The 17,314-nt window shown below is 72.1% G+C and carries 15 protein-coding genes and 1 pseudogene; 8 read left to right on the forward strand and 8 right to left on the reverse strand.

The window, feature by feature from the left end; genetic code table 11:
* Positions 1-2: 2 nt before the first annotated feature.
* Positions 3-587, reverse strand: coding sequence for a hypothetical protein (locus AC060K_RS04975; protein ID WP_483764359.1), 585 nt, complete (start codon positions 585-587; stop codon positions 3-5).
* Positions 588-703: 116 nt separating this feature from the next.
* Between AC060K_RS04975 and AC060K_RS04980 the strand changes: the two genes are divergently transcribed.
* The 4 genes from AC060K_RS04980 (at position 704) to cimA (ending at position 5,124) form a co-directional block, all read left to right on the forward strand.
* Positions 704-1,648 carry an ABC transporter ATP-binding protein gene (locus tag AC060K_RS04980; protein ID WP_483764360.1) on the forward strand — a complete coding sequence of 315 codons (945 nt, stop codon included), beginning with the start codon at positions 704-706 and terminating at the stop codon, positions 1,646-1,648.
* Position 1,649: 1 nt separating this feature from the next.
* Entirely contained in the window at positions 1,650-2,474 is an 825-nt protein-coding gene (locus tag AC060K_RS04985) for an ABC transporter permease (protein ID WP_483764361.1), read from the forward strand.
* On the forward strand, positions 2,471-3,292 hold the full coding sequence (locus tag AC060K_RS04990) for an ABC transporter permease (RefSeq protein WP_483764362.1): 822 nt from the start codon (positions 2,471-2,473) through the stop codon (positions 3,290-3,292). Before AC060K_RS04985 ends, AC060K_RS04990 begins: the two co-directional genes overlap by 4 nt.
* A 194-nt stretch (positions 3,293-3,486) precedes the next feature.
* Positions 3,487-5,124: a citramalate synthase gene (cimA, locus tag AC060K_RS04995; RefSeq protein ID WP_483764363.1), complete on the forward strand. Its 1,638-nt coding sequence runs from the start codon at positions 3,487-3,489 to the stop codon at positions 5,122-5,124.
* A gap of 228 nt (positions 5,125-5,352) precedes the next feature.
* Here cimA and AC060K_RS05000 read toward each other — a convergent pair.
* Both AC060K_RS05000 and AC060K_RS05005 read right to left on the reverse strand, forming a co-directional pair.
* Positions 5,353-6,078 (reverse strand): annotated as a pseudogene (locus tag AC060K_RS05000) (MurR/RpiR family transcriptional regulator); the annotation flags it as partial.
* Positions 6,078-7,283, reverse strand: coding sequence for an N-acetylglucosamine kinase (locus tag AC060K_RS05005; protein WP_483764364.1), 1,206 nt, complete (start codon positions 7,281-7,283; stop codon positions 6,078-6,080). The pseudogene AC060K_RS05000 and the gene AC060K_RS05005, both read right to left, overlap by 1 nt.
* A 101-nt stretch (positions 7,284-7,384) precedes the next feature.
* Between AC060K_RS05005 and lplAB the strand changes: the two genes are divergently transcribed.
* Both lplAB and AC060K_RS05015 read left to right on the forward strand, forming a co-directional pair.
* Positions 7,385-8,431 (forward strand): lipoate-protein ligase LplAB, encoded by a 1,047-nt coding sequence (gene lplAB / locus AC060K_RS05010; RefSeq protein WP_483764365.1) that lies wholly within the window; start codon positions 7,385-7,387, stop codon positions 8,429-8,431.
* A gap of 278 nt (positions 8,432-8,709) precedes the next feature.
* A complete protein-coding gene (locus AC060K_RS05015; protein ID WP_483764366.1) occupies positions 8,710-9,648 on the forward strand; it encodes an N-acetylmuramic acid 6-phosphate etherase in 939 nt (312 codons plus the stop codon).
* A gap of 10 nt (positions 9,649-9,658) precedes the next feature.
* On the opposite strand, the gene AC060K_RS05020 is transcribed toward AC060K_RS05015, so the two are convergent.
* Entirely contained in the window at positions 9,659-10,393 is a 735-nt protein-coding gene (locus tag AC060K_RS05020; protein WP_483764367.1) for a YggS family pyridoxal phosphate-dependent enzyme, read from the reverse strand.
* 82 nt (positions 10,394-10,475) lie between these two features.
* On the opposite strand from AC060K_RS05020, the gene AC060K_RS05025 reads away from it, so the two are divergent.
* The gene (locus AC060K_RS05025; protein ID WP_483764368.1) at positions 10,476-10,886 is read left to right on the forward strand and encodes a YccF domain-containing protein; all 411 of its coding nucleotides are present in this window, start codon (positions 10,476-10,478) and stop codon (positions 10,884-10,886) included.
* Between the two features lie 38 nt (positions 10,887-10,924).
* Here the strand turns inward: AC060K_RS05025 and ybaK are convergent, their stop codons facing one another.
* The gene (gene ybaK, locus AC060K_RS05030; protein ID WP_483764369.1) at positions 10,925-11,425 is read right to left on the reverse strand and encodes a Cys-tRNA(Pro) deacylase; all 501 of its coding nucleotides are present in this window, start codon (positions 11,423-11,425) and stop codon (positions 10,925-10,927) included.
* Between the two features lie 51 nt (positions 11,426-11,476).
* Between ybaK and AC060K_RS05035 the strand changes: the two genes are divergently transcribed.
* On the forward strand, positions 11,477-12,223 hold the full coding sequence (locus tag AC060K_RS05035; protein ID WP_483764370.1) for a TSUP family transporter: 747 nt from the start codon (positions 11,477-11,479) through the stop codon (positions 12,221-12,223).
* 3 nt (positions 12,224-12,226) lie between these two features.
* Here AC060K_RS05035 and AC060K_RS05040 read toward each other — a convergent pair whose 3' ends face one another.
* The 3 genes from AC060K_RS05040 to AC060K_RS05050 form a co-directional block, all read right to left on the reverse strand.
* A complete protein-coding gene (locus AC060K_RS05040) occupies positions 12,227-13,468 on the reverse strand; it encodes an SGNH/GDSL hydrolase family protein (RefSeq protein ID WP_483764371.1) in 1,242 nt (413 codons plus the stop codon).
* A 116-nt stretch (positions 13,469-13,584) separates the two neighbouring features.
* Positions 13,585-16,257: a DEAD/DEAH box helicase gene (locus AC060K_RS05045; protein WP_483764372.1), complete on the reverse strand. Its 2,673-nt coding sequence runs from the start codon at positions 16,255-16,257 to the stop codon at positions 13,585-13,587.
* Positions 16,258-16,320: 63 nt separating this feature from the next.
* A complete protein-coding gene (locus AC060K_RS05050) occupies positions 16,321-17,310 on the reverse strand; it encodes an EamA family transporter (RefSeq protein ID WP_483764373.1) in 990 nt (329 codons plus the stop codon).
* Between the last annotated feature and the right edge of the window lie 4 nt (positions 17,311-17,314).

A 17,314-nucleotide genomic window follows, 5' to 3' on the forward strand; every position in this document is an offset into this window, starting at 1 on the left:
GGTCAGTAGGGCGCGCGGCGCACCACCGTGCGGCTCAGCGTGCCGGTGAGGAGCGACCAGACGGCGCTGCCGAGGATGATCCAGACCACGGCGGCGAGGATCGCCGGCACGACCTCCGGGTTGCCCGCGAACGGGAGGGCGGCGAGGATCACCGTCGCCAGACCGATGACCCACCCGAAGAACGACCGGGGGCGAGGCGTGCTCAGCACCAGGAGGTAGAGGACGATCGCGGACAGGAGCGCGAAGACGGCGCCGACGACCGCCCAGGCGGCGTAGTCGGTGCCGGTCCCGAAGAGGGCCGGCGGCGACTGGATGTCCAGGTTGAAGACCTCTTCGAGGAGGAACACGGCCGCGAGGCCGATCAGGGCCGCCACCAGCATGGTGGCGAGCGCCCCGGCCCAGAAGCGGCCCACCTCGAGGCCCAGGCGCGGGTCCTGGGTGCCGGACGTGACGGGCTGGACCGACTCGTCGTCCGCTCGCGGGTGACCCACCGGCGCGGTCGGGGTGCCAGGCGCCTGGGCCGGCGGGTACGCGGGCGGCGGCTGCTCCCCGTAGGCGGGGTCGTACGGTCGGTTGGGATCGCTCATTGCGTTACCTCCCGGTTTGTGAGCCGTAGCTCCACTCCACCACACATCGAGAGAACGTGCACGGCCTGAGGGAATGAAACTGACCGTGTCGGTGACCCCGTCTACCGTGAAGGACTATGACGGGGGACACACCAGAGGGCGACCTGCTGCTGCGAGCGCGCGGGCTGACGAAGACGTTCGGCGACTTCACGGCCGTGGACGGCGTGGACTTCGCCGTGCGCCGCGGCGAGGCGTTCGGCTTCCTCGGGCCCAACGGTGCCGGCAAGTCGTCGACGATGCGGATGATCGGCGCGGTCTCGCCGCCGAGCGGGGGAGAGCTGCGGATCTTCGGGCTGGACCCGGCCACCGACGGACCGCGCATCCGGGCCCGCCTGGGGGTGGTGCCGCAGCAGGACCAGCTGGACCAGGAGCTCACCGTCGAGGAGAACCTGTGGGTGTACGGGCGCTACTTCGGCCTGTCGCGCGCGCAGGTGCGTGAGCGGGCGGTCGAGCTCTTGGAGTTCGCCCAGCTGACGGAGCGTGCCAAGGACAAGGTGGAGCCGCTGTCGGGCGGCATGAAGCGGCGCCTGACCATCGCCCGCTCGCTCATCAGCTCCCCCGAGCTGCTCCTGCTGGACGAGCCCACCACAGGCCTGGACCCGCAGGCGCGGCACCTGCTGTGGGACCGGCTGTTCCGGCTGAAGCGACAGGGGGTGACGCTCATCCTCACCACCCACTACATGGACGAGGCGGAGCAGCTGTGCGACCGGCTGGTGGTCATGGACCACGGAAGCATCGTCGCCGAGGGCTCGCCCCGGCAGCTCATCGAGGAGCACTCGACCCGTGAGGTGCTGGAGCTGCGGTTCGACACGGACGATCACGGCGAGTACGCGGGCAAGGTGGCCGGCGCGGGGGAACGGGTGGAGGTCCTGCCCGACCGACTGCTGGTCTACGCGCACGACGGCGACGCGGCGGCGGCCGAGGTGCACTCCCGCGGCGTGGAGCCGCTCTCGTCGCTGGTGCGGCGTTCCACGCTCGAGGACGTCTTTCTGCACCTGACCGGCCGCACCCTGGTGGACTGAGATGAGCACCGTGTTCGACGCCCGTGGGGCCCACGGCGAGCGCCCGCCCCTGAGCGGGGCCGAGCGGATCGGCTCCGTGCTGGGATACCAGCTCACCGTCTACCGCCGCACCTGGCGGGGCAGCGTCATCAGCCGGTTCATGTCTCCGCTGTTCTTCCTGCTCGCCATGGGGATCGGCCTGGGCAGCCTGGTCGACGACCGGGCGGGCGGGGTGGACGGCGTGCCCTACCTGCACTTCGTGGTGCCGGCCATCGTGGCGGTCCAGGCGATGTGGGTGGCGATCGGGGAGTCCACGTTCCCGGTGCTGGGCAACATTATGTGGGACCGGATGTACGACACGATGCTCGGGGCGCCGCTCCGGCTGCGCGACGTGCTCGCGGGGCACGTCCTGGCGGTCGTGGGGCACCTCACCATGGCCACCGTCATCTTTGTGGGCGTGGGCGCCGCGTTCGGGGGGTTCGCGACGTGGGGCGCCGTGTGGTGCGTCCCGGTTGCCGTGCTCACCGGGCTGGCCTTCACCCTGCCTGTCTTCGCGTTCACCGCGCGGCAGGAGCAGGATGGCGGCTTCAACATCCTGTTCCGGCTGGTCGTCACGCCGCTGATGCTGTTCTCGGGCACGTTCTTCCCCGTGGCGCAGCTTCCCGTGCTCCTCCAGCCGATCGCCTGGGTCACGCCGTTGTGGCACGGGGTCGAGGCGAGCCGGGCCCTGTCGCTCGGCCGGGTGGACCCGCCGTGGCTCGTGCTCCACCTCGGGGTGCTGATGACGTTCGTGGTGGTCGGCTGGGTGCTCGCGGAGCGCTCGTTCACGAGGAGGCTGGTCAAGTGAGCAGCACGACGGCGCCGCTCGCGCTGCGGGTCTCGCGCCTGCTGCCGGTCCCGGCCGGCGCCGGGATGGCCCGCATGCTCGTGGAGCGCAACGTCCGGGCGTACAAGCACGGCTGGATCGCTCTGGTCACCGGTTTCCTGGAGCCGGTGCTGTACCTGTTCTCGCTCGGGGTGGGGATCGGCGCGCTCGTGCAGACGGTCACCACGGACTCGGGCGAGGTGCCCTACGCGGCGTTCGTGGCGCCCGCCCTGCTGGCCACCTCGGCGATGAACGGCGCGGTGTACGACTCCACGTTCAACGTGTTCTGGAAGCTCCGCTACGCCAAGCTCTACGACGCGGTGCTCGCCACCCCGCTCGGGCCGCGCGACGTGGCGGTCGGCGAGATCACCTGGTCGCTCATCCGGGGCGCGCTGTACTCCGCGCTGTTCCTCCTGGTCGCCACCCTCGCCGGCACCGTCACGTCGTGGTGGGCGCTGCTCGCGCTGCCCGGCGCGGTGTTCATCGGGTTCGCGTTCGCGGCGGTGGGGATGTTCGCCACGACGTACATGAAGTCGTGGGCCCACTTCGAGTGGGTCAACCTGGCCACGCAGCCCATGTTCCTGTTCAGCGCCACGTTCTTCCCGCTGGAGACCTACCCTCCCGCCCTGCAGTGGGTGGTCCAGGCGACGCCGCTGTACCACGGGGTCGCGCTCGAGCGGGCACTCATGCTGGGCCAGGTCGACGCAGGGATCTGGTGGCACCTTGCCTACCTGGTGGCGCTCGGCGCCGTCGGGCTGGTGGGCACGGCACGGCGTCTGGAGAAGCTCCTGCTCACCTGAACCCGTCCCGATGGTGGAAGGGGGGTGCCCCGGCGCCGGTGCTGTGGCACCATGTGGCGCATGACACCGCGCGCACCCCAGCGACAGGCGATCTACATCGTGTAGCGCGTCCGGTACCAACATCACCGGACGCGCCGACCTTCCATACCCGGGAGGTCTTTTTCTTTGCCCGGATCCGCACTGGTGGGAGAGACATGAGCAGGACAGCAGCACCTGTCACGTTCGACGTGTACGACACGACGCTGCGCGACGGCGCACAGCAGGAAGGCATCAACCTGTCGGTTGCCGACAAGCTCGCGATCGCGGTGCTGCTCGACGAGCTGGGCGTCGGCTACATCGAGGGGGGCTGGCCCGGCGCTGTCCCGAAGGACACGGACTTCTTCGCGCGCGCGGCCAAGGAGCTCACCCTGAAGAACGCGGTGCTCGCCGCCTTCGGCTCGACGCGCCGGGCGGGCCTGCGCGCCGGCGACGACCCGCAGGTGCGGGCGCTGCTGGACGCGGGCGCGCCGGTGGTGACCCTCGTCGCGAAGTCGGACGTGCGGCACGTCGAGCGGGCGCTGAAGACCACGCGCGAGGAGAACCTTGCGATGATCTCCGACACCGTCAGCTTCCTGGTGACGGAGGGGCGCCGGGTCGTGCTGGACGCGGAGCACTTCTTCGACGGCTACCGCCACGACCGGGCCTACGCACTGAGCGCCGTGGACGCCGCTTTCTCGGCCGGCGCGGAGGTGGTCACGCTCTGCGACACGAACGGCGGCATGCTGCCCGGCTGGGTGGGCGAGATCGTCGCGGAGGTGCGCACCGCCGTCGGGCAGGAGGCGCTCGACCGGTCCGGGGCGCGGCTCGGGATGCACGCCCACAACGACTCCGGCTGTGCCGTCGCCAACTCGCTGGCCGCCGTCGAGGCGGGTGCCACCCATGTGCAGGGCTGCGTCAACGGCTACGGCGAGCGCACCGGCAACGCCGACCTGATCGCGGTGGTGGCCAACCTCGAGCTCAAGCTCGGGATGGAGCTGCTGACGGGGGCGGGGCTGTCGGAGGCCACGCGCATCGCGCACGCGGTCAGCGAGATCACGAACATCTCGCCGTTCGCGCGGCAGCCCTACGTGGGGTCGAGCGCGTTCGCCCACAAGGGCGGCCTGCACGCCAGCGCCATCCGGGTGGACCCGGACATGTACCAGCACACCGACCCGCAGGCCGTGGGCAACGACATGCGCATGCTGGTCAGCGACATGGCGGGTCGCGCGTCGATCGAGCTCAAGGGGCGCGAGCTGGGCTTCGACCTCGCCGGGCAGGCCGAGCTGCTGTCGCGGGTCACCGGGCGGGTGAAGGACGCCGAGGCCGCGGGGTACACGTACGAGGCGGCGGACGCCTCGTTCGACCTGATGCTCCGTGAGGAGATGGACCAGCGCCCGGCCTACTTCACCGTCGAGTCGTGGCGCACCATCGTCGAGACCGGGCCCGGCCAGGCCGACCGGCACGACGCCGCGGCGAGCGCCGAGGCCACCGTGAAGCTGCACGCCGGGGGCGAGCGCATCGTGTCGACCGGCGAGGGCAACGGCCCGGTGAATGCGCTGGATCAGGCGCTGCGCGGTGCGCTGCGGCGGGTGTACCCGGAGATCGACCGTATCGAGCTGATCGACTTCAAGGTGCGGATCCTCGACAGCGAGCAGGGCACGGACGCCACGACGCGGGTGCTGATCGAGCACACGGACGGGCAGCGCTCGTGGTCCACGGTGGGGGTCGGGCCCAACGTCATCGAGGCGGCCTGGGAGGCGCTCGTGGACGGGCACGTCTACGGCCTGCTCAAGGCCGGCACCTCGCCGCGGTAGGAGTCCTTCGCTGTGGGTGCACGGATGGTCGCTCACCGGGCTCGGTGAGCGACCATCCGTGCACCCACAGCCGCGGCCCGGTCCGCGGCGGCGGCGCTCCGTCTCGCCGTGCACGGCGTCGTACGTGACCTCGAGCGCCTCCTGCGTGCGCGAGTGCTTCTGCGCTACCCGGACGAACAGGTAGTCGATCACCGTGAGCTGCGCGATGCGGCTCGAAAGAGCACCGGCCCGGAACTTGGTCTCGCGGGCCGTGGTGGCGAGGACCAGGTCGGACACGGCGCTGATGGGGCCGTCCGGGTAGTTCGTGATGGACGCCGTGGTGGCGCCTGCCCGCTGCGCGAGCTCCAGGGTGCGCAGCGTCTCCTTCGTCTTGCCCGAGTGGGTGATGGCGATGGCCACCATGCCCGGACGGAGGAGTGCGGCCGCCGCGACCTGCTGGTGCGGGTCGGGGGAGCAGAAGACGTACAGGCCGATGCGCTGGAGCTTCATCGCGAGGTCCTGGGCGGCGAGCCCGGACGAGCCCACGCCGTAGACGTCGATGCGTGGTGCGTTCACGACGGCCTTCGCCAGCTTCTCGAGAGTCACGACGTCGAGCATGCGCGCCGTCTCCTCGATGGTGCGGGCCTCGTGGAACGCGATCTTGTTCACCACGTCGGTGACGCCATCGGTCTGGTTGATCTCGCCCTCGGCGATGCCGGACCGTTCCATCTCCATCATGCGACGGCTGGTGGCCTGCGCCAGGTCGATGCGGAACTCCGGGTAGCCCGCGTAGCCGACGGCCCGGCAGAAGCGGACGACGGTGGCCTGCGAGGTGTCCGCGTGGCCGGCAAGCTCGGTGATGGTGGACGCGACGACCGTGTCCGGGTCGTCGAGCACGGTCTGCGCGACCCGGGCCTCGGCGGGCCGGAGGGTCGGTAGGGCGCGCTCGAGTCGGACGAGGACGTCACCGCTCATCAGAAGTCTCCAGGGGTGGGGCGAAGGGGGCGGAGCTGCCGGAGCTCCGGAGGGAGCCCGACGCCCTCGGCAGGCGGCTCGCCCGTGAGGTCCTGGGTCAGCTCCATCGCGCCCGTGTCCTCCGTGCTCCCCGCCGCGCTGCGGCCGTCGATCCGGACCGTCAGCCAGGGCCGGTACGCGATCACCCTAGCCGGGTTGTCCCGAAGGTGTCGTGCCAGGTGAAGGGCACCGTCGAGGGGTGTGCCCGCGCTCGGGACCAGCTGGACGTCGGGCCGCTCCTCGGCGAGCTGCTCCGCGAGCGTCCGGGTGAGCGGCGAGTCCTCGTGGACGAGGCTCCCGGTGGTGGACGCGAGGGGCGGGATGCCCGGGGCGAGGGCGGTGACGAGCGTGGTGGCGAGGTGCCTGCCCGCCTCGACGAGGATCTGCTCCGACATCTCGTCGCCGGCGCGCGCGCCCGCCATCACCGTGGGAGCGAGGGCGGCGAGCCGGCCTGCGCGGTCATTGGTCTTGTAGACCTGGGCGGGCCAGGTGGCCACGGGCCCCAGCCGGGCGGCGACGGACTCGAGCAGGTACGTCGACGCGCCGCGCGGACGGCCGTCGTGGGCGGCCGTGGCGGCCCGCAGCGCGGCGCTCCCGATCCACGCGCCGGCCCCGAGGTCGCCGAAGACGTGTCCCCAGCCGTCGGCGCGGTGCCAGCGGCCGGTCTTGTCCCAGGCCAGCGCCACGGACCCGGTGCCGACCGCGAGCACAGCCCCCGGGCGGCCGCGGAGCGCACCGAGGTGTGCCGTCAGGGCGTCACCGGCCACGGCGGAGCGGTTGGTGCGGAGCTCGGTGGCGAGCGCGTCGTGGATGTCGTTCGGGTTCTCCACCAGGGACTTCAGCCCGGTGACGCCGACCGCGGCAGCGGCGACCACCGGCCGGTCCTGCCCGGCTGTGGAGGTCTTGTGGCCGGTCCGGTCGGCCCAGGCAACGAACGATCGGCACAGCGAGGCGACGACCTCGGCCGCGTCGCTGCCGTTCGGGAGGATCTCGACCCGCCGCCCCTCGAGCTGGATCCGCTCGCCGCCGCCCTGGACGGCTACGAGCCGGGACCCGCTCCCGCCCACGTCGATCGCCACGATCCAGGAGTCAGGGCTGTGGTCAGCCACGCTCTCGTCGGTGGCGATGTCGTCAGCCGAGCTGTCCCCCTGTGTGAATTCCGTCACCGCGACATTCTCACACGAAACTTCGCCAAGAATGTTTAAAGGACAATAGAAATTCTCCCCATATTGCGGGTGAATCGTCGTCCGGGCGTACCGTTGACGTCGTGCGAGGAGAGTACAAGGTCCCTGGTGGCAAGCTCGTCGCGGTCGACGTGGACGTACGCGACGGCCGGCTGGCCGACGTCCGCGTGAGCGGCGACTTCTTCCTGGAGCCCGACGAGGCGCTCGAGGGCCTGGGGCGGGCCATGGAGGGCATGTCGGAGACGGCATCGGTCGCCGAGCTGGCGGCCGCGGTGGCGCGGGCCGTCCAGGGCGCCACGATGATCGGGTTCGACGCGGACGCCGTCGCGGTGGCTGCCCGGCGTGCGCTCGGGCGCGCGACCGGCTGGACCGACCACGTCTTCGAGGTGGTCCACGACGCGCCCGTCTCGCCGCTGCTCAACGTCGCCCTCGACCAGGTCCTCGCCGAAGAGCTGGGTGCGGGGCGGCGTGGGCCCACGCTCCGGATCTGGGAGTGGGACGAGTCGGCGGTGATCATCGGGTCGTTCCAGTCCTTGCGGAACGAGGTGGACCTGGAGGGCGCGGCGCGGCACGGGGCCCGGGTGATCCGCCGGATCTCGGGCGGCGGCGCCATGTTCATGGAGCCGGGCAACACGATCAGCTACTCGCTGTACGTCCCGTCGTCGCTCGTGGAAGGGCTGAGCTTCGAGCGGTCCTACGCCTTCCTGGACGACTGGGTCCTCGGCGCCCTCCACGACCTCGGCATCGACGCCACCTACGTGCCGCTGAACGACATCGCGTCGCCCGCGGGCAAGATCGCGGGTGCTGCCCAGAAGAGGCTGAGCGGGGGTGCGGTCCTGCACCACGCGACCATGGCCTACGACATGGACGCCCAGAAGATGACCGAGGTGCTCCGGATCGGGCGGGAGAAGCTGAGCGACAAGGGCACCCGGAGCGCGGCCAAGCGCGTGGACCCGCTGCGGTCGCAGACCGGGATGTCGCGGGAGGCGGTGGTCGACGCCCTCGTGGCGTCGTTCAAGGCTCGGTACCGGACGGTCGACGGCACGGTGACGGGCGCCGAGCGGGCGCGGGCCGAGGAGCTCGTGCTGACAAAGTTCGCCACGCCGGAGTGGACCGCGCGCGTTCCCTGAAACGCCAAGATCACGATCTGATAACGGCCGGTCACATGAGGGTTCCGCACGCCATCAGGAGTCAGTAATCTCCACAAAGCACTTCGATCAGGGAATTCCGTTTCACGCGGGTCCGGGCCGGGCTCCCTGATCGGCGTTCGCCGTGCTGACCGCGGGATTCACCCAGTACGGTGTATTGACGGTCACCGGCCGTGAGACCGGATCTCGTGGTGCAGGTCGAAGAATCATGCCGGGCGGTGTGCGCCCGGCGACGCACCAAGGACGAAGGAGACTCGCCGATGATCGCCGAGGCGGGATACGAGCGGCAGGCGCCGCCGGGCGGACGGCCCGTCTCTCCCACGGAGGAGCGCAACCCGCGTACCTACGACATCGACCTCGTGCCCACGGCCGAGGTCGTCCGCATGCTGGCCGACGAGGACGCGGGGATCGTGGCTGCCGTCCGCTCCCAGCACCCGCGGATCGTCGAGGCCGTCGAGCTCGCCGTCGCGGGCATCCGGGCCGGCGGACGGGTCCACTACGTCGGTTCGGGCACGTCGGGACGCATGGGCATGATGGACGCCGCCGAGCTGCTGCCCACGTTCGGCGTCGGCCGCGAGATGTTCGTGCCGCACCTCGCCGGTGGCCTCGACGCCTTCCGTGTCGCGGTCGAGGGCGCGGAGGACGACGTCGACGCGGGCGCGGCGGCGGTGGCCGACTCCGGGCCGCACGACGTGGTGGTCGGGATCGCCGCCAGCGGCGGCACCCCGTACGTGCGGGGCGCGCTCGAACGGGCCCGCGCCAACCGGGCGACCACCGTCCTCGTGGCGTGCAACCCGTGGGCCCCGCTCGCCGAGCACGTCGACGTCCCGATCCTGGTCAACACCGGCCCGGAGGCCATCACAGGCTCCACCCGGCTCAAGGCCGGCACCGCCCAGAAGCTCGTGCTGAACACCTTCTCGACGGCCGTGATGATCCGGCTGGGGAAGACCTACTCGAACCTCATGGTCGAGTTCCTCGCGACCAACGCCAAGCTCCGGGACCGCCAGTCCCGGCTGCTCGTCCAGGCGACCGGCCTCGACCGCGACGAGTGCGAGAAGGTCCTCATGGATGCCGGCGGCGACCTGCCGGTCGCTCTCGTCATGCTGCTCGGCGGCGTCGACGAGGCCAAGGCCCGGGCAGCGCTCCTGGTCGACGGCGTCCGCGCGGCCCTGACCCGCCTGGGCGGACCCGGCCGGTAGCCGCCCGGCGCTACGCCGCCGGCCGGGGGCCGAACACCGCCGTGCCGACCCGGACGATCGTGGCGCCCTCGGCGACCGCGAGCTCCAGGTCGCCGGACATGCCCATGGAGAGCTCGACGGCGTCGCCGGTCCCCGGGCGTCCCGACGACGCCACCTCGTCCCGGAGCCGCCGGAGGCGGGCGAACCCGGCGCGCACCACCTGCTGGTCGTCGCTGCGGGCCCCGATCGTCATGAACCCGGTGAGGCGCAGGCCGGGGAGCGCGGCGACCTCGTAGGCGAGGGGGGCGCCGTCGTCGGGCAGGGTGCCCGACTTGGAGGGCTCGCCCGACACGTTGACCTGGACCATGACCTCCAGGCGTCGCCCGTCGCGCACGCAGCGCTCGGAGAGCGCGCGGGCGAGGACGAGGCTGTCGACGGACTCGACGCAGCCCGCCGCGCCGAGGACCTGGTTGACCTTGTTGCGCTGCAGGTGCCCGATCATGTGGACCGCGACCCGGCCCGCGGCGACGTGCGGCGCGAGCGCCGGCGCCTTGGCGACGAGCTCCTGGACGCGGTTCTCGCCGAGGAGGTCCGCCCCGGCCTCGACCACGGCGAGGACCGCGGCGGCGTCCTGCGTCTTGGTGGCCACGAGCAGGCGGACCGACGCCGGGTCACGGCCGGCGGCGTCGGCGGCCGCGGCGACGCGCGCGCGGACGGCCGCGAGGCGCTCGGCGAGGGGACCGGCCGGGACGGGCGAGAGGTGCACGGGGTCAGTCTAGGAAAGCTCAGGGTCCGGTCAGGGGCGGTCCGGGTTCCGTCCGGCCCCTCGGATGCGGGACAATCAGGGCATGAAGACGCTGCTCAACATCATCTGGCTGATCTTCGCGGGACTCGGCCTGTGGTTCGGCTACGTGATCGCGGGCATCCTGCTCTGCATTCCGATCATCACGATCCCGTTCGCCATCGCCTCGTTCCGCATCGCGGGGTACGCGCTGTGGCCGTTCGGCCGCACGGTCGTGGACAAGCGTGAGGCGGGCGCGGGCTCGTGGATCGGCAACGTCCTGTGGATCGTCCTCGCGGGCTGGTGGCTGGCGATCGGCCACATCATCACCGCGGTGCCGCTGTTCATCTCGATCATCGGCATCCCGCTCGGCGTCGCGAACATCAAGCTGATCCCCGTGTCGCTGCTGCCGCTCGGCAAGGAGATCGTGCCGAGCGACGTCGCGTTCCCCACGTACGAGCGCGCGCCCCGGGCGTAGCGACGCCCGGGCGACGCGCGCCGGCGACGCGCGCCGCGTCAGTCGCGTGCGATCGGCGCGGCGGTCCCGCCCGTGAGCCGGAGCAGGTCGGCGGGGGAGAGGCCGACGTCGAGCCCTCGCCGGCCACCGGACACGTAGACGACGTCGTACCGCTCGGCCGACTCGTCGACCACGGTGGTGTGCCGCTGCTTCTGGCCGAGCGGCGAGATGCCGCCCACCACGTACCCGGTGGCGCGCTCGGCCGCCGCCGGATCGGCCATCACCGCTTTCTTGCCGCCCGCGGCCCGCGCGAGCGCCTTCAGGTCGAGCTTGCGGTCCACCGGCACGACGCCGACGACGAGCCGCCCGTCGACGTCGGCCAGCAGCGTCTTGAAGACCTGCGGCGGCTCCACGCCGATCGCGGCGGCGGCCTCCAGGCCGTAGCCCAGGTCGCTCGACGGGTCGTGCTCGTAGGGGTGCAGGGTGTGCGGGACGCCGTCCTTCTCCAGCGCGACGACGGCGGGCGTGCCTGCGGGGGCGTGCTTGCTCTTCTTGGCCACGGAGGAATTCTCCCCCGGACCGGTCGAGATTGGCTCACGTAGCCTGGGGAGGTGCTCGCGCTCCTCGTCCTCGCCATCGTCGTCGGCGGGGCGCTCCAGCGAGTGACCGGGATGGGCTTCGGCCTGGTGGCCGGCCCGTTCATCGTGCTGATCCTGGGCCCGCTGGAAGGCGTGCTCATGGTCAACCTGCTCGGCGCGGGCAGCGCGCTGCTGATCCTGGGGCGCGTGTCGCGGGGGGTGGACTGGCGGCGGTTCGCCTGGCTCGCCGCGGCCTCCCTCGCTGTGTCGGTGCCCGCTGCGCTCCTGCTGCGCGACGCCGGAGCGGCGGCGCTCGAGGTGACCATCGGTGCGGTGGTGATCCTTGCGATGACGCTCGCCCTCGTCACGTCGCGCCTCGCGGGGGTCCGGCGCCCGTTCGCGCCGGGGGCGCGGTGGCCGCTGCTGGTCACGGGAGCAGCGAGCGGGTTCGGCAGCGTCGCCGCGGGGATCGGCGGTCCGCCGCTGGCGGTCTACTCCGTGCTGGACCGCTGGGACCCGCGCTCGTTCGCCGCGACGGCGCAGCCGTTCTTCCTGACGAACGCGACGGCCGCCCTCACGGCGAAGCTGGTCTTCACCGATGCTGCGTTCCCCGCCATGTCGCCGTGGGGCTGGGTGGCCGTGGCGGTCGCCGCCGTGGCGGGCATCGGCCTCGGCGAGGTGCTGGCGCCGCGGGTGTCCCGCGAGGCCACGCGCCGTGTCCTGGTCGTCCTCGCCTATGCGGGCGGGGTCGCGGCGCTGGTGCGTGGCCTCGTGGGATGACCGTCAGCCGGCCGGAAGCACCGACGGGTCGAGTGGGCCGAGGATCACCGCCGGCTCACCGGTCGCGTTGAGGCTCGCGACGCCGAGGCTGCCGATGGAGCACGATCCGCTGCGCGGCGCCCCGTTGTTCCAGACCTGGCGGAGGCAGTTGCGCATCGCCAGCTGACCCCAGTAGTTGGGGTGCAGCGACTCCTGGACGGAGTACGGCCCGGTCACCGTCGACACGGTCCGGATCTGGTTGATCCATTCCGTCCGGTCCTGGGCGCCCGGCGTCTGCCAGCTCGCCAGGCCGACCTCCTCGTACAGGCCGACGCCGGTCTCGCACAGCCGGCGCCCGTCGAAGGCGTGCGTCATGTCGAGGGTGCGCACGTTGGTGAGGCCGGAGTCGGCGGCGGCGCCCAGCAGGGCACCGTTGATCGTGGGCAGGGCCGTCGAGTTGGCCCAGTCGGCGTCGCGGTTCCAGAACCCGCACCCGCCGGTGGACTGGCGCGTGTACCCCGACTCGGAGTACCGGAACCCGGACCCGTTCGGGATGGGGGACGGGTAGTTCTGGACGACGAGCGTCCACTGGGAGCTGGTGTATCCGGCGTTCCGCATGGCGGTGTCGACGTTCCGGATCGCGGCCGTGACCCGGGCGCGGATCGCGGCGACGTTCGCGGTGGTGAAGTTCGCCCGCACCGACGAGTCGTCGTTGCAGTAGTTCTTCCACCAGGTGGGCGAGGTCAGGAAGTTGACCACGCAGGACTGGACGATGCTCGCGAACTTGAAGTCGTTGCCGCCGATCGACAGCGCGACCATCTTCACGTTGTGGGTGGCCGCGAACTCCTGGAGCATCAGCGCCTGGCCCTTGTTGGCGCCGCTGGCGTAGAAGTCGATGCCGGGCTTGAACAGGTCTCCGGACGTGGTCGCGGTGGTGGCGCCGGAGCAGGCCAGGTTGTGCCCGTTGACGCCGCCGCCGATGTAGGCCTCGGCCGACAGGGCGCGGTGGCAGCCGGGGATGGTCTCGGCGGTGCGGGTGGCGTTGTCGAAGTAGGCGGTGGGGCCGAGCGCGTCGGCCCGGCTGGACGACGCGTTGGAGCTGCCGGCCCACCGGCCGGCCTCTCCGGAGATGTAGGAGTCCCCGAGGGTGACCACCCACGGGGAGCCGGAGCCGGGGCCGTCGGCGGCTGCCGGGACGGCTGTGGCGAAGGGTGCCAGCAGGGCCAGCAGGCCTGCCGCGAGCGCGGAGGAACGGGCGATTCTCATGACGTCTCCTGTCGTCGAGCGGCCTGCCCCAGGCACCGTTGACCGGGGTTACTTCAGGACGCTACTGACGGGAGATTAGTAGAAATCCTCCACGGGGTAAATGTCAGGCAAAGACGTTAGATCTGCCCCACGTCCACGATGGTCAGGACCACGGCGCCCGCCTCGTCGCTGGCAGCCAGGTCGACGAGGGCGGTGATGGCCCAGTCGTGGTCGCCGTCCGCGTCGTCGAGCACCTGCCGCACCCACCAGGTGCCCGGCTCGACCCGCCCGCCCTGCGGCAGCTCGGCGCCCGGCTCGAGGATCGTGAGCAGGGCCGACGAGCGCGCCGGCGCGCCGAACCCGATCGCGTCGTCCCCCTGCGCGTCGAACAGGGGGTCCAGGGCGTCGCCCCAGGCGTCCGCGTCCCAGCCGTCCGTCCCGTCCAGGGCCGCCAGCGCCGTGTACGACTCCTGCGCGGCGAGCTCGACGCGGCGGAACATCGCGTTGCGGACCAGGCGGCGGAACGCGCGCGGGTTGCCCGTGACCGGCCGGGCCGGCGCCTCGGCCCCGGCCTCGGCGAGCGGGCCGGTGGTGAGGGTGTCGGCGTCGTCGTCCACCGGGTTGGCGAGCCGCTCCCACTCGTCCAGGAGCGACGAGTCGGTGCCGCGGACGAGCTCGCCGAGCCACTCGACGATCTCGTGGACCTCCTCGGTGCGGTGGTCGTCGGGCACCACCTGGCGCAGGGCGCGGTACGCGTCGGCGAGGTAGCGCAGCACCACGCCCTCGGTGCGCTCGAGCCCGTAGACCGAGACCACCTCGGTGAACGTCATGGCGTGCTCCACCATGTCGCGCACCACGGACTTGGGCGAGAGCTCGGCGTCGGCCACCCAGGGGTTGGCCCGCCGGTACGTGATGAAGGCGGGCTCGAGCAGGTCGGCGAGGGGCTTGGGCCAGGTGACCTCCTCGAGGAGCGCCATGCGCTCCTCGTACTCGAGGCCCTCGGCCTTCATCGCCGCGACGGCCTCGCCGCGGGCCTTGTTCTGCTGGCCCATGAGGACCTGCCGGGGGTCGTCGAGCGTGGCCTCGATGATGCTGACGACGTCGAGGGCGTGCGTGGGGCTCTCGACGTCGAGCAGGTCCATGGCCGCGAGCGCGAACGGGGAGAGGGGCTGGTTGAGCGCGAAGTCGCGCGGAAGGTCGACGGTGAGGCGGGCGGACGGCCGCCACCCGCCCGGCCGGCCGGCGTCGGGTACCCGGACCTTCTCGACCACGCCGGAGACGCGGAGCGACCGGTAGATGCGGAAGGCCTGGCGCACGTGCTCCGCCTGCCGGGCGTCGGAGTCGTGGTTCGCGGTGAGGAGGTGGCGCATCGCGTCCACGGGGTCGCCGGTGTGGCGCGCCAGGACGTTGAGCACCATGGCGTGGGTCACGCGGAAGTTGCTGGTGAGCGGCTCGGGGTCGGCGTCGCGCAGGCGCTCGAAGGTGGAGTCGGTCCAGTTGACGGCGCCGGCGGGCGCCTTCTTGCGGACGATCTTCTTGAGCTTCTTGGGGTCGTCGCCGGCCTTCTGGAGGGCCTTGCGGTTCTCGATGACGTGGTCGGGCGCCATGACGAGCACCTCGCCCACCGTGTCGAAGCCGGCGCGCCCGGCCCGGCCCGCGATCTGGTGGAACTCGCGGGCCGTCAGGTGCCGCATGCGCTCGCCGTCGAACTTCACGAGGCTGGTGAGCAGCACGGTGCGGATCGGCACGTTGATGCCGACGCCGAGGGTGTCGGTGCCGCAGACCACCTTGAGCAGGCCCTGCTGGGTGAGCCGCTCGACGAGGCGGCGGTACTTGGGCAGCATGCCCGCGTGGTGCACGCCGACGCCGTGGCGCAGGAACTTCGACAGCGTCTTGCCGAAGCCGGTACCGAACCGGAAGTCGCCGATCTCGGCGGCGATGGCGTCCTTCTCGGTCCGGGAGGCGATGTTCGTCGAGAGCATGGCCTGGGCGCGCTCGACGGCGTCCTTCTGCGTGAAGTGGACCACGTAGACGGGGGCGCGGTGGGTGGTGACGAGCTCGTCGATGACGTCGGTGAGCGGCTCCACCACGTACGAGAAGATGAGCGGGACGGGCCGCTCGGCGCCCGTGACCTCGGCGACGGGGCGGCCCGACCGGGCCTCCAGGTCCTCGACGAGGCGCGTGGTGTCGCCGAGCGTGGCCGACATCAGCAGGAACTGGGTGCGGGGGAGCTCGAGCAGCGGCACCTGCCACGCCCACCCGCGCTGCGGGTCGCCGTAGAAGTGGAACTCGTCCATCACCACCTGGGTGATCGCGTCCTCGTCGGCGGCGGCGCGGTCGTCGCCCCGGCGGAGGGCGAGGTTCGCGAGGATCTCGGCGGTGCAGCAGATGATCGGGGCGTCCGGGTTGACCGCGGAGTCACCGGTCATCATGCCCACGTTCTTGGACCCGAAGGCCGCGACGAGGTCGAAGAACTTCTCGCTGACGAGGGCCTTGAGCGGGGCCGTGTAGTACGTGCGGCCGCCGCGCCCGGAGCGGTACGCCGCGAGGGCCGCGAACTGCGCGCCCATCGCCACCATGGACTTCCCGGACCCGGTGGGGGTCGCGAGGATGACGTGCGAGCCCGACACGAGCTCGATGAGGGCCTCGCTCTGGTGCGGGTACAGCTCGCGCCCGCCTGCGGACGCCCACTGCGAGAAGCTCTCGAACAGCACGTCCGGGTCGGGGTCCTTGCCCGTGGGCGCCGGGAGGTACGGGATCAGGGTGCCTGCGGGCCGGGGCGTGGTGGGCGCGTCGCTCGTGGTCGTCATCGTGGAGCCATTGTGGCAGGCCCCGGCACAGGGGTGCCCGACGCCGGCGGCCGGGCCGGGCGCTCAGCCCACCTCGGCCACCGGCTCGGGCCGGGCGATCCGCTCCTCACCGAGCCGGACGACCACCACGCCGGCCAGGATGAGCAGGCCGCCGACCAGCTGGACGGGCCGGGGGAGCTCGCCCAGCAGGAGCCAGGCGAACCCGATCGCGGCGACCACCTCGAGCAGCGACACGAAGGACGACAGGCGTGAGCCGAGCCGCCGGCCGGCGGCGATCCCCGTGACGTAGGCCAGGCCCGCGGTGACCACCCCGAGCCCGGCCAGGGGGAGCCACCACGGCACCGACGAGCCCGCGTAGACCGGGGGCGCGGTCGAGGCGGTGAGCGGCAGCAGGCCGGTGAGCCCGAGCAGGCCCAGCACCACGGTGCCCACGACCAGGCCCCCAGCGGCGAGGGCGAGCGGCGGCAGCCCGGTGGTCTCGTCCCCGTTGATGACGAAGTAGGTGGCCGCGCCCACCATCGCGCCGAGCGACCAGGCGACGCCGACCGGGCTGAGCTGGGCGCCGGAGATCAGGTCGAGCACGAGCACGAGGCCGAGCGCGGCGAGCCCCGCCCCGGCGAGAGTCACCGGGCCGGGCCGCTGGCCGTGGCGCAGCCAGAACCAGACGACGACGGCCGCGGGCGCCGTGTACTCGATGAGCAGCGCGGGCCCCACCTGCATGTGCTGCACGGCGGAGAAGTAGCAGAACTGGGCGCCCGCCACCGCGAACGTGCCGTACGCGGCGATGAGCCAGCCGTTGCGCCGCACCGCCGCCCAGCGTCCGCGGAGCGCGACGATCGCCGCGGGCAGCACCACGAGCGCGCCGACGGCGACGCGGACCAGCACCACCGCGCCCGGGCTCCAGCCGGTGGCGAACAGCCCGCTGGCGAGCGTGCCCGACAGGCTAAACGCGACGGCCGACACCACGGCGAACGCGAGCCCGGTGACGAGACGGCGGCTCGCGGCGCCGTCGGGCACCGGGACGGGGGTGGTGTCAGGAGTCACTGCGCTCATGACT

The organism is Antribacter sp. NEAU-D49 (genome assembly GCF_057158775.1).